The organism is Photobacterium proteolyticum, from assembly GCF_001939735.1.
Taxonomy (GTDB): Bacteria; Pseudomonadota; Gammaproteobacteria; order Enterobacterales; family Vibrionaceae; genus Photobacterium; species Photobacterium proteolyticum.
Map to the genome: position 1 here is coordinate 38,897 of NZ_MJIL01000042.1, position 11,838 is coordinate 50,734.

At 47.2% G+C, this 11,838-nt stretch carries 11 protein-coding genes; 6 read left to right on the forward strand and 5 right to left on the reverse strand.

The features are described 5' to 3' along the window. The first annotated feature begins 383 nt into the window (after nt 1–383). The 3 genes from BIT28_RS01875 to BIT28_RS01885 all read left to right on the forward strand — a co-directional run bounded on the left by BIT28_RS01875 (nt 384) and on the right by BIT28_RS01885 (nt 2,959). Nucleotides 384–1,181 (forward strand): transporter substrate-binding domain-containing protein, encoded by a 798-nt coding sequence (locus BIT28_RS01875; protein WP_075761972.1) that lies wholly within the window; start codon nt 384–386, stop codon nt 1,179–1,181. 85 nt (nt 1,182–1,266) lie between these two features. Next, entirely contained in the window at nt 1,267–2,214 is a 948-nt protein-coding gene (locus tag BIT28_RS01880) for an amino acid ABC transporter permease (protein ID WP_075761943.1), read from the forward strand. A gap of 19 nt (nt 2,215–2,233) precedes the next feature. Next, on the forward strand, nt 2,234–2,959 hold the full coding sequence (locus tag BIT28_RS01885) for an amino acid ABC transporter ATP-binding protein (protein ID WP_075761944.1): 726 nt from the start codon (nt 2,234–2,236) through the stop codon (nt 2,957–2,959). Between the two features lie 270 nt (nt 2,960–3,229). Here the strand turns inward: BIT28_RS01885 and BIT28_RS01890 are convergent, their stop codons facing one another. The 4 genes from BIT28_RS01890 to aceB form a co-directional block, all read right to left on the reverse strand. Further along, entirely contained in the window at nt 3,230–3,487 is a 258-nt protein-coding gene (locus BIT28_RS01890; protein ID WP_075761945.1) for a YgjV family protein, read from the reverse strand. Nucleotides 3,488–3,779: 292 nt separating this feature from the next. After that, a complete protein-coding gene (locus BIT28_RS01895; protein WP_075761946.1) occupies nt 3,780–4,388 on the reverse strand; it encodes a LysE family translocator in 609 nt (202 codons plus the stop codon). 377 nt (nt 4,389–4,765) lie between these two features. Continuing rightward, complete coding sequence (locus BIT28_RS01900; RefSeq protein ID WP_075761947.1) at nt 4,766–5,194, reverse strand: GlcG/HbpS family heme-binding protein; 429 nt, start codon at nt 5,192–5,194, stop codon at nt 4,766–4,768. Between the two features lie 137 nt (nt 5,195–5,331). Next, the gene (aceB, locus tag BIT28_RS01905) at nt 5,332–6,954 is read right to left on the reverse strand and encodes a malate synthase A (RefSeq protein WP_075761948.1); all 1,623 of its coding nucleotides are present in this window, start codon (nt 6,952–6,954) and stop codon (nt 5,332–5,334) included. Between the two features lie 304 nt (nt 6,955–7,258). Here aceB and gcl point away from each other — a divergent pair, with 304 nt between their 5' ends. From gcl to BIT28_RS01920, 3 genes are read left to right on the forward strand one after another with little or no spacing between them, the layout of a single operon-like run. Next, nucleotides 7,259–9,034, forward strand: coding sequence for a glyoxylate carboligase (gcl, locus tag BIT28_RS01910; RefSeq protein ID WP_075761949.1), 1,776 nt, complete (start codon nt 7,259–7,261; stop codon nt 9,032–9,034). Between the two features lie 30 nt (nt 9,035–9,064). Next, complete coding sequence (gene hyi / locus BIT28_RS01915; RefSeq protein ID WP_075761950.1) at nt 9,065–9,847, forward strand: hydroxypyruvate isomerase; 783 nt, start codon at nt 9,065–9,067, stop codon at nt 9,845–9,847. 10 nt (nt 9,848–9,857) lie between these two features. Then, on the forward strand, nt 9,858–10,745 hold the full coding sequence (locus tag BIT28_RS01920; protein ID WP_075761951.1) for a 2-hydroxy-3-oxopropionate reductase: 888 nt from the start codon (nt 9,858–9,860) through the stop codon (nt 10,743–10,745). Between the two features lie 276 nt (nt 10,746–11,021). Here the strand turns inward: BIT28_RS01920 and BIT28_RS01925 are convergent, their stop codons facing one another. Next, nucleotides 11,022–11,753 (reverse strand): GntR family transcriptional regulator, encoded by a 732-nt coding sequence (locus tag BIT28_RS01925; RefSeq protein ID WP_075761952.1) that lies wholly within the window; start codon nt 11,751–11,753, stop codon nt 11,022–11,024. Nucleotides 11,754–11,838: the final 85 nt, after the last annotated feature.

Sequence of the window (11,838 nt, forward strand, 5' to 3'; positions counted from 1 at the left end):
TTTAAAATGGATATGATAAGGGGGTATGTTGCGCTACAGGTATATCGTTCAATTGTTGACCGGTGCTCAATAGCTATCAGAAAGACTCTACTCATAAAGCAGTGCAATTAACTAAATGTCAAAAAAATGAATATTTTTGTTAAATTTTGTTTTTTTGTTGATATGGCAGATCAAATACAGGGCTTAATACAATGACTAGTTGATGGGTCTGCAGTATTGTCATGTACTAGTGTTATAGGCTGAATATTTATGCCGGTATATGTGCTTTTTATTTCTTTTTCTTCAGCTCGCGTTTGAGTCCGAGATATTTTATTTGCTATAACCAAGCTTGTATCAGCTTGATACAAGCCAATTTACCAATAATAAAGGATACAAGGATGTTTATGCGCAAGTTATTCAGTGGTTTTGTCGCAGCTATGGCTTTGATGACAGCTTCAACAACGGTCTCCGCAGGACCGATTCTCGATGATATTGCCAAGTCAGGCGAGCTTCGAGTGTGTTTTGATGCTGGTTACATGCCGTTTGAAATGAAAAGTAAAAATGGTTCCTATATCGGATTTGACATTGATATCGGTAAAATCATGGCACGCCAGATGGGAGTGAAATATGTGCCTGTCAATACGGCCTGGGACGGTATTATCCCAACCCTTCTTACTGGTAAGTGTCACCTGATCAATGCCGGTATGACCATCAATGCCAAGCGTAACATGCGTGTGAATTTTGCAGACCCGTATATTGTCGTTGGCCAAAGTATTTTGCTAAACCCTGAGCTGGAAGGCAAAGTGACCAGCTATAGAGATTTGAACGACAAAAAATACACAATTGCAACCAAGCTGGGTACCACGGGCGAGCAAGCGATCAAGCGTATGATCAGCAAGGCTAAGCTGAATGTATTTGAAACACAGGCTGATGCCGTGCTGGAAGTGGCTAACGGTAAAGCAGATGCATTTATCTATGATATGCCGTTCAATGCAATCTATGCATCGCAAAATGCTGGCAAGGTTGTTCACCTTGAAAAGCCTTTTACCTTTGAACCTCTGGGATGGGCGATCGCACAAGGCGACATGGATATGTTGAACTTCCTGAATAACTTCCTGCGTCAGATCAAAGGCGACGGTAGCTACGATCGTATTTATGACAAATGGTTTAAGAACGATAAGTGGCTAAGCCAGGTTCAGTAATGCTTTTCTCGGAGCCGGGTATGCCTGCCCGGCTACCGATTTTGGCTTTTCAGACACGTTTCAATGCTCCTAATGGAAGATGTATATGCTTAGGAACTCGAGCCGGTGGCTTTGGCACGGCGTATTTGCGGCCATTCTGGCTGTCTTAGTTTTCGCCGTTTACCAGTCATCGCAAAAAATAAATTACAACTGGCAGTGGGAGCGGATCACGCCTTTTCTTGTTGATACCAGCCCACAAGAGATCCGTGCGAGTGGCAGCGGGACGGCTGTTATCAATGCCGATAACAGTATTACAATTAATTTTGATTATGGTGATGAACCGCAACTGATCACCACTTATGACGAACGTCTGGTAGAAGACGGCGACTTGATTTTTGAAGGGGATCTCATCGCTCGTAGCGAGCAATGGACCATGGGTCCTTTGGTGGTTGGCCTTTGGGTGACCATTGAAATATCGGTCATTTCACTGTTTTTTGCCATTATTCTTGGCTTAATTACCGGGCTGATGCGGATTTCACACAACCCGGTGACTAAAAACTTTGCCTATCTGTATGTTGAGGTGATCCGCGGCACTCCGCTGCTGGTACAGATTTTTATCGTCTATTTTTTCCTTGGAACCATTTTTGACTTAGACCGGTTTGCAGCAGGTATTGTTGCGTTGTCTATCTTCACCGGTGCCTATATCGCTGAAATCATTCGATCAGGCATCCAGTCTATTCCTCCGGGACAAATGGAGGCGGCACGTTCGCTTGGGATGAGTTACCCCAAGGCTATGGTATATGTCATTTTGCCTCAGGCGTTTAAGCGCACGCTACCGCCAATGGCAGGACAGTTGATCACGCTGATTAAGGATTCGTCCCTAGTCTCGGTCATTTCCATTACGGATCTCACCAAAGCTGGACGAGAAGTGATCAGCGGCAGTTTTGCCACATTCGAAGTATGGTTTGTTGTAGCCGGGTTATACCTGCTGTTAACCACTACCTTATCTTGGGGTGTTCAGCGTATAGAGAAGAGGTTGGCGACCAGTGACTAGGAACTATGATGGCGACGATATGATCGTTGCAACGAATGTAAACAAAATCTATCCGAACAACTGTCATGCGCTGAAGGATGTCAGTGCCACGATTAAACGTGGTGAAGTGGTGGTGATAATAGGACCGTCAGGATCCGGAAAGTCTACGTTTCTTCGTACGCTGAATCAGCTTGAAGTGGCTTCCTCTGGAGATATCTGGGTTGATGGTCTGGATATGTATGCCAAAGCGACCAATATCAATACGCTGCGTGAAAATGTCGGGATGGTGTTTCAGTCTTTTAATCTGTTTCCCCATAAGACAGTAAAGGGCAATGTGATGCTGGCGCCAGTTAAGGTGTTGGGGCGTGACTCTGCCGAGGTTGAAATTGAGGCTGAGCAGCTTTTGAAGCGGGTGGGGTTGGTCGAAAAAATGGATGTTTATCCGAGCCATTTGTCGGGTGGACAGCAACAGCGGGTTGCTATTGCCAGAGCATTGGCAATGAAGCCAGATGTGATGCTTTTTGATGAGCCGACATCGGCACTTGACCCGGAAATGGTCGGTGAAGTACTGGATGTGATGAAAGACTTGGCCGCCGAAGGGATGACGATGGTAGTCGTTACCCATGAAATGGGGTTTGCTCGTGAAGTGGCCGATCGCGTGCTCTTTATGGAAGATGGGGAGCTGCTAGTCGGTGATACCCCGGAGCACATCTTTGATTCACCTAAGCATCCGAGACTACAGCAGTTTTTATCGAAGATAATTTAACTAGCCAAGTAACACTCTTACAGCGTTACACTGTAGTGTTGTGCGGTATCAATTGTAGACAGCCTGTGTTCAGAGAACGTTCGTACTATTGGGACATATTATCTATTCACTCTCTGCATTGGATCTGCAAGTATGTATAACAATGAAAGGGTAAAACGGCTTGTCCGGGAAATATCCGAAAGTGTGAAGAAAAAACACTTGAAAAAGTCATAACAAAAAAGCCAACAGCATGCTGTTGGCTTTTTTCTAAATTCGATATTCAGTTTGTTGCTATGCTGATTCGCAAGCGAGGTCTGCTTGTTTGCTTCGTTCTTGCTGCATCTTCGCCAGGAAGTAAACATTAACACAAGCAATGAAACCATTCGTTACAACTACTGGCATTGCGTCAATCATGAAGCCGTATGTGGTGAAAAGTACACAGCCTACGAAGTTCAGAATACGTAGCCATACAATGTCTTTCATCATGAGTGAGATTGCCACCATCAATGAAGATGCATAGCCCAATAGTTCAACTGTGTTAAATTCCATAATAGTTACCCTCTAGTTTTGCCAATCACCTCATCATGAGTCTGTAATCAACCGAAGATTGATATAAAGGGGGAGATTCCTTGCCCCGAATGGTCTTGTATAAATTATGTTGTAATTATAACAACCATGAATGGGCTGTTGAACCGTTAAAATAAGGGAAAGGGATCGTAAGCGATTACGCAATCGTTTAATTTGTAGTTATATTACATTCATTAACACGGTTGTAATGCAATATTATGCTTGTGGTTTCTTATTGTTAAGTGTGTGTGCTGTTGCAGTGCTGGGGTGGAAATTACTTTGCAAGCTCTACAAAGTTGTAGACACCAAATAGACAGATCATCAATCCACCGAGTAGCTGCAGATAAAATGGAAAGGTGAGTGTGTCAAAGTGATCTTTGAAGAATGAGCCAGAAATGGCCAGTATGCACTGAATCACTAAGCTGCCGGTAAAAATAGCTCCTGCTAGTTGAAGCGAAAATAGCAGATCAACGTGATCGGTGGCATGGCCTATGAATGCAGAGAGGGCGATCACTGCGATTGGGTTGGCAAGAGTTAAATAAAAAGCTGCACGGAAGCCAAGCTTACGGGTTGGCTGGCTGAAATTAGTCAGTAGTCGGGTGTTTTGCAGCGCGCCGTACATCATGTAGAAGCCGACAAAGATAAGTCCCCAGGAAGAAAGCAAAATGATCTGGTAGTGATAATCGGTAAAAGAGGTGATGATCCAGGTTCCAACGATGAAACTAATCAGGGCATAGCAGTAATCTGCCAACGCGGCACCAATGGCGCTTCTCACTGCAACTGTATAACCGTGCTGGATACCGTTATTGAGCACCAGTAGGGCGATGGGCCCGATAGAAAGGGATAAGATGAAGCCGAATATGAATGCTTTTATTACTTCCATAAGCTCTCCTTTCAACCTCTGACAACTAGACTTTCAGGTGAGAAAAAATAATTGTTTTATATTAAGCATAGTAAGGGTTGCTAAAGATGTGCCACATCTAATCGATTGTTTCTTAAGCGCATAATCTTGCAATACCCAAAGAGTGAGGCATCAACTAAAATGGGGGCTCTCTGGTGATAAAGAGATAGCGTGATGTTTAGTTATTCGTTCATCGTGCATGGTTTGGTATTTTTGAAATGTGATATTTTTTATTATTTTTAATTAATTCAGAAGGTTAGGATTTTCATTCAGAGTTTGTTTGGCTGCTTAAGCCCGCTATTTCAGTTGAAATAAGGGCTTAGCAGATATCCGGTTAGCCAGGTAGAAGAGAAGGGGGCTCAACTCTCGTCTGGAATAAGGTTGGCGGCTTTGATGCCGGAAATTGCACACATTTCGTCAAGCTCTGACAGATCACCGCTTATTCCGACTGCCCCAAGGAGTTGCTTGTCATCATTGCGGATCAGGACGCCACCGGGTACGGGCAGCATATTGCCTTCTGCCAGTACGTTGACTGCGGAAATAAAGGCTGGACGTTGCTTGGCATCGTCGGCCAGTTTCCTTGACGAGCAGCCTAAAGCGAGCGCTCCCCATGCTTTGGCAATGGCGATGTCGGGTCGCATCATACTGGAGCCATCTTGTCGCTGGAGGGAAATGAGCTTTCCGCCGTTATCAAGTACAGCAATAGTCAATGGTGCTGAGCCTTTAGTTGTTCCGGCACTGAATGCGCCTTTGGTAATGGTTAACGCCTCATTGAGTGTCAAGTTCATCGTATGTTCCTCCAATCATGATGTAAAAATAGAGCCTGTAAGGTGATGGCTGTCTGATGCGTCTGATCGGTGACAATAGCCGCGATGATTCAGTTACCGCGGCCAGTGTTAGGCGAGACAATGCTGGTGGTTAGTACTTACTCTACCAGTAAGGAATAGCTTGGTAGCGTCAGAAAGTTTGCAAAGTGACTCGCGGTCGAGATGTCATCAAACAGTGTTGCCGTTTCTTCAAAACGTCGTTGGGAGTAACTTTCTTCACCGATTTCGAATTTAATGGTGTCGAGCTCTTGTGATAGCCACTCTCGAAATAGAGCCGCTGTAAATACTTGACCGTCGTCGAGTGTTATCCCGTGGTGTATCCATTGCCAGATGCTTGCCCGGGAAATCTCGGCCGTCGCGGCATCTTCCATCAGGCCATAAATAGGCACACAGCCAACCCCGCGGATCCATGCCTCGATATAATAGAGTGCGATGCGAATGTTCTTGCGTACGCCTTCCTCGTTACGTTTGCCTTCACAAGGGGTAAGCAGATCAGCGGCAGTAATGTCTGCTGCAGATGTTGGGAAATAATCCAGTTGATTTTGGCGATTGCCAAGGTGGTTGTCGAAAATCTCCATGGCGGTATGAACTAATCCCGGATGGGCAACCCAAGTACCGTCATGGCCATTTGTCGATTCACGTTGCTTGTCCTCGACAACCTTGGTTAGCACCTGAGCCATTTCGGTCGGATCTTTGCTCGGGATAAAGGCTGACATCCCCCCCATCGCAAGGGCACCTCGCTGGTGGCAGGTATTGATAAGTAGTTGGCTGTAGGCATTTAGGAATGTCTTGTCCATAGTCACGTCGTGCCTGTCAGGCAGGATCTTGTCTTTATGGTTTTTCAGCGTTTTGATGTAGCTGAAAATATAGTCCCAGCGTCCGCAGTTCATGGCGACAATATGGTCGCGCATGGCATAGAGGATCTCATCCATCTGGAACACTGCCGGTAATGTTTCTATCAGTACGGTTGCACGAATGGTTCCTCGATCTCGGTTGAAGTAGTTTTCGGTAAAGGTAAACACATCACTCCACCATTGTGCTTCCTCCATACTTTCCAGTTTAGGGAGGTAGTAATAGACGCCAAGCCCTTTGTCAGAACGGGGCTGATAGTTATGGTAGAAGTACAGGGCGAAATCCATCAGACAGCCTGGAATGGCTTTGCCATTTAATATTATGTGCTGTTCGGGCAGGTGAAGGCCACGCGGTCTGGCAATTAGCAGTGCCGGGTTGTTGTTGAGGCTGTAGCTTTTGTCTTTCTTCTCATCGTAATAGCTGATAGTCCCACGGTTGGCATCCCGTAGGTTGATCTGTCCCTGGATCATGTTCCCCCAAGACGGCGCGGTAGCATCCTCAAAACAGCACATGAAGACCTTGGCACCAGAGTTCAGCGCATTGATCACCATCTTTCGCTCTACCGGGCCGGTTATTTCCACCCGTCTGTCTTGCAGCGGGGCCGGAATAGGGGCAACACGCCAACTTTTATCATTACGTATTGCTTGGGTGTCTTCTCTGAAGTCAGGTAGCAACCCATTGTCATAGCCTGCTTGTTTTTCATCGCGCAAAGCCATCAAGGCATCGAGCCTGTCACCAAATGTCTCGACAAGTGATTGCAGGAAAGTCAGGGCGTCCGGGTTAAGAATGGTGCTGAACTCGTTCGCTGTGATATTTCCTGTTATCTGGATACATGATGATTGTCGCTCCATAGTGCTTTCCTGATTCATAGTCGTCTCCTTTAAACAATACTTCACATTGTTGTATACATAATTATTTGTGAGTGTATCTATCTATATCTCAATTTGTAAAACAAGGCAAAAATTAATTTACTCAATTGTTAATGCCTGGTTGAGGGTCTGTGGGTTATTACAAAGACTTAAGTGATTGTTTTTATATGAATAATATCTAGGTTTGTGCGTTTAGAAGTGGTTGTTTGTTTAAAAAATGTAAAATCACGCTTGCTTAAATTCCTGATGAGTGGAAATAATACAATAAAGCTTTAAATTGTATACAATATGACTGGAGACTGGCATGGCGAGAATGAAAGCAATAGAAGCAGCAGTAGAAGTGTTAAAACGAGAAGGTGTTGATCTGGTCTTTGGCGTTCCCGGCGCAGCGATCAATCCTATGTATGCAGCCCTAAAAAAATCAGGCGGGGTAAACCATGTTCTTGCCCGGCATGTCGAAGGGGCATCACATATGGCAGAAGGCTATACCCGTACCCGTGACGGCAATATCGGGGTATGTATCGGCACCTCAGGTCCGGCTGGTACCGATATGATCACCGGCTTGTATTCCGCCTCGGCCGATTCTATTCCTATTTTGTGTATCACCGGGCAGGCACCACGCGCACGTTTGCACAAGGAAGACTTCCAGGCCGTGGATATCGAGACGATTGCCGAGCCGGTTACGAAATGGGCAACAACAGTCTTGGAGCCTGCACAGGTTCCGCGGGCTTTCCAGCAGGCATTTCATCTGATGCGATCCGGACGTCCCGGTCCGGTACTGATTGACCTGCCGCTGGATGTACAGCTGGCGGAAATCGAATTTGATATCGATACCTATGAACCTCTCGAGGCGTATAAGCCAAAGGCAACCCGGGCACAGGTCGAGAAAGCTGTGAGCATGCTTAATGCCTCGGATAAACCATTGTTGGTAACTGGTGGCGGTGTTATCAACTCGGGTGCTTCAGCCTTGCTGCAGCAATTTGCCGAAATTACCGGTGTGCCGGTTATTCCGACGCTTATGGGGTGGGGCGCGTTGCCGGACGATCACGAATTGATGGCAGGAATGGTGGGACTACAAACTGCCCACAAATACGGTAATGCCACCATGCTAGAGTCAGATTTTGTGTTCGGGATCGGCAACCGTTGGGCAAATCGCCATACCGGTTCGATAGATGTATACACCAAAGGGCGGAAGTTCGTTCATATTGATATCGAGCCGACTCAGATTGGGCGTGTATTTTGTCCGGATTTGGGCATCGTTTCTGACGCCAAGGCTGCACTTGAGCTCTTGGTGGAAGTCGCCCGGGAAATGAAAGACAAGGTACTGCTTAAAGATCGCTCTGACTGGGTAGCGGAGTGCCAGCAGCGTAAGGCGACTATGCTGCGAAAGACACACTTTGATACCACTCCGGTTAAGCCGATGCGGGTTTATGAAGAGATGAACAAGGTGTTTGGTGAAGAAACCTGCTACGTCAGCACCATTGGTCTGTCACAGATTGCTGCTGCACAATTTCTGCATGTCTATAAACCGCGCCATTGGATCAATTGTGGCCAGGCAGGACCGCTGGGTTGGACAATTCCAGCCGCTTTGGGAGTAAGAGCAGCCGATCCGGAGCGCAAGATAGTGGCTATTTCCGGTGATTACGACTTTCAATTCATGATTGAAGAACTGGCCGTAGGCGCCCAGTTTAATCTTCCTTACATCCATGTATTGGTTAACAACTCCTATCTTGGTCTGATCCGCCAGGCCCAGCGCCAGTTCGATATCGATTACTGTGTTCAGCTGGCATTTGACAATCAGAATGCGCCGGAGCTGGAGGGGTATGGCGTTGATCATGTAGCCGTAGTTGAAGGATTAGGCTGCAAGGCGATCAGAGTGACCGACCCTAGCAAGATCTCAGAGGCCTTTATTACGGCACAAACTCTGATGGAGAAGCATCAGGTGCCAGTGGTGGTGGAAGTGATTCTTGAGCGGGTTACCAATATTGCCATGGGTGTCGAAATTGACAGCATCAACGAGTTTGAAGCACTTGCAGAAGGTGTGGATGACGCGCCGACTGCCATTACATTCAATCAGTAACCGGTTTATCGATATTGAAAGGGGGCCAAGATGCCGAAACTAGCTGCAAATCTATCCATGCTGTTTAACGAACTGCCTTTCCTGGACCGTTTTGAAGCGGCAGCCAATGCCGGATTCCATGGTGTGGAATATCTCTTTCCCTATGACTTTGATGCCATTGAGATTAAACAGCGCCTGACCCAGTTTGGGCTGACCCAAGTACTGTTTAACCTTCCGGCGGGTAACTGGGAAGAAGGTGACAGGGGAATTGCGGTTGACCCAGGCCGTGTAGAAGAATTTCGAGCCGGCGTGCCGGAAGCCGTTAGCTGTGCAAAAGCGCTTAACTGTTCACAAGTCAATTGCCTTGCGGGCATTGTTCCGGCTGGTGTGAGTGAAGAGGTTGCCAATGATACCTTTGTTGCCAACCTCAAGTTTGCAGCCGAGGCTCTGGCAGCCGAAGGTATCAGCCTGGTGATTGAGGCAATCAATACCCGTGACATTCCGGGCTTCTTTTTGAACAACACCAGCCAGGCACTCGATGTGTTGGAACAGGTCGGCAGCAACAACCTCAAGCTGCAATACGACATTTACCATATGCAGATTATGGAGGGAGATATCGCGACCACTGTCAGTCGAGAATTCGAGCATATTCAGCATGTCCAGTTGGCAGATAATCCAGGCCGCCATGAACCGGGAACCGGTGAGATTAACTACGCGTATATGTTCAAGCATTTGGATGAGCTTGGTTATCAGGGGTGGGTCGGCTGTGAGTACAAGCCGAAGACAACCACCGAAGCAGGCTTGCACTGGCTAAAAGACTTTAATCAAATCTAAGGAGAGAGTGATGAGTACGATTGCGTTTATTGGTACCGGGATCATGGGTAAGCCTATGGCACTGAACTTACAGCAGGCCGGTCACCAACTGGTCTTCTCCGAGCATTTCAGCCAGGCTCCGGCTGAGCTTATTGCCGGTGGAGGCGTTGCTTACGCCACCCCAAAAGAAGCGGCGGAAGCTGCAGAATACATCATCCTGATGGTCCCGAATACACCGCAGGTTGAAAGCGTTCTGTTTGACAATAATGGAGTCATCGAGGCACTTGAAGCAGGCAAGACCGTGATTGATATGAGCTCGATCTCGCCTATTGAAACCAAGTCGTTTGCGGCCAGAGTGAAAGAAACGGGAGCTCAGTACCTTGATGCACCGGTGTCGGGGGGCGAGGTCGGTGCGATAAATGGCGTCTTGACCATTATGGTGGGTGGTGATGAATCGGCCTTTGACGCAGCAAAACCCTTGTTTGAAATTATGGGGCAGAATATCACCCTGGTCGGTGACAATGGGGCCGGCCAAATTTGCAAGGTCGCCAACCAGATCATTGTTGCCCTAAATATCGAAGCGGTATCGGAAGCTCTGGTTTTCGCTTCCAAGGCAGGAGCCGATCCGGCTCGTGTAAGGGAAGCCCTGATGGGTGGGTTTGCCAACTCGAAGATTCTTGAAGTGCACGGTGAGCGGATGATCAAAGGAACGTTTGATCCTGGCTTTAAGATTGGACTTCACCAAAAGGATCTCAATCTGGCGATTACCGGAGCAGAGGCATTGGGGGTGAGTCTGCCAAGTACGGTGATGGCGCAAAAGCTGTTTGATGAGTGCGTGAAACTCGGAGGAGAGGGGTGGGACCATTCCGCGATGATCCGGGCTATCGAGAAGCTGGCCGATCATGACATTCGGCAATGAATAACACTGGTTACTGGCACATAACTTTAGTCTCCTTTGTTATGTGTTCCCGGAGTTTGATGAGTGTTATGGGTCATTGGTCGAATACGTCGAGACACAACTAAGTCACGGTTTTTCTGTTGGTGGTGTTTACACTTGTTTTGCTTCGGTTTTTTTATTTGCCTGATAGGTCCGAGTGTCAGCCGTTATCAGCTTGTCGACCAAAACGGTAGGCGCGGATCCACGGTGTCTGAGCCCTTTGGAATAGTACGGTCAGCGTACTATTCCTTTTTTTGCTTACTTTTTCTTGATCACATCCGAGAAAACCGCGTGAAGATCTTTTGTTATCGCTTCCTCGTCGAGGGCTAGCTTTGACTTGATATGTTCAAGGTGGGTTTTCATCAGGCTTATTGCCTTGGCTTTGTCGCCTGCCTCAATTGCATCTAGCAAGTCATTGTGTTCGTCAAACGAGCATTGGCTGCGTGTGCCAACTTCATACAGTGAAATAATCAGTGACGTCTGAGAGACAATGCTGCGCTGGAAAGAGAGTAGAGGAGAGTTGTTCGCCATATCACCAAGCTGGATATGGAACTCACCAGACAGGCGGATCCCGCGACCAATATCGCCTTGTTCAAAAGCCTGGTGCTCTTCTTCGACAAGCTGGCGCAAAGAGGCAATTTGTTCGTTGGTCGCATTATCAACCGCCAGCTCTGTGATTGCCAGTTCCAGTACTTCTCGGGCTTTCAGTACCTGTTTGGCTTCCTCGACGCTGGGGGCCGCGACGATAGCACCGCGGTTGGGTCGAATATTGACAATCTGCTCGACCGATAAACGGAGTAAGGCGCGACGGATAATGGTGCGGCTGACACCAAAGATTTCGCCGAGGGCTTCTTCATTGAGTTTGGTATTGGGTGGAAGGCGTTGCTCAAGAATGGCATCAAAGATATGCCCGTAAACAACATCATCCTGGGTTTGACCTGTTTGAGTCGCGGCTGTTTTTTTCAGCTCTGATTGTTTTTTCTCGGGCATGCTAACTATATGTCTCCTAATGGCTCATTCAGTTAGAACAATAATTGTTACCGGCTGAGAGAGCGATTCTATTATTAGTTACATA

What these genes read in the sequence shown, in the direction of transcription:
- BIT28_RS01890 (WP_075761945.1), bottom strand. Translation starts at nt 3,487, where the DNA reads ATGGAATTTAACACAGTTGAACTATTGGGCTATGCATCTTCATTGATG.
- BIT28_RS01885 (WP_075761944.1), top strand. Translation starts at nt 2,234, where the DNA reads ATGATCGTTGCAACGAATGTAAACAAAATCTATCCGAACAACTGTCAT.
- BIT28_RS01925 (WP_075761952.1), bottom strand. Translation starts at nt 11,753, where the DNA reads ATGCCCGAGAAAAAACAATCAGAGCTGAAAAAAACAGCCGCGACTCAA.
- hyi (WP_075761950.1), top strand. Translation starts at nt 9,065, where the DNA reads ATGCCGAAACTAGCTGCAAATCTATCCATGCTGTTTAACGAACTGCCT.
- aceB (WP_075761948.1), bottom strand. Translation starts at nt 6,954, where the DNA reads ATGAATCAGGAAAGCACTATGGAGCGACAATCATCATGTATCCAGATA.
- BIT28_RS01880 (WP_075761943.1), top strand. Translation starts at nt 1,267, where the DNA reads ATGCTTAGGAACTCGAGCCGGTGGCTTTGGCACGGCGTATTTGCGGCC.
- gcl (WP_075761949.1), top strand. Translation starts at nt 7,259, where the DNA reads ATGGCGAGAATGAAAGCAATAGAAGCAGCAGTAGAAGTGTTAAAACGA.
- BIT28_RS01895 (WP_075761946.1), bottom strand. Translation starts at nt 4,388, where the DNA reads ATGGAAGTAATAAAAGCATTCATATTCGGCTTCATCTTATCCCTTTCT.
- BIT28_RS01875 (WP_075761972.1), top strand. Translation starts at nt 384, where the DNA reads ATGCGCAAGTTATTCAGTGGTTTTGTCGCAGCTATGGCTTTGATGACA.
- BIT28_RS01920 (WP_075761951.1), top strand. Translation starts at nt 9,858, where the DNA reads ATGAGTACGATTGCGTTTATTGGTACCGGGATCATGGGTAAGCCTATG.
- BIT28_RS01900 (WP_075761947.1), bottom strand. Translation starts at nt 5,194, where the DNA reads ATGAACTTGACACTCAATGAGGCGTTAACCATTACCAAAGGCGCATTC.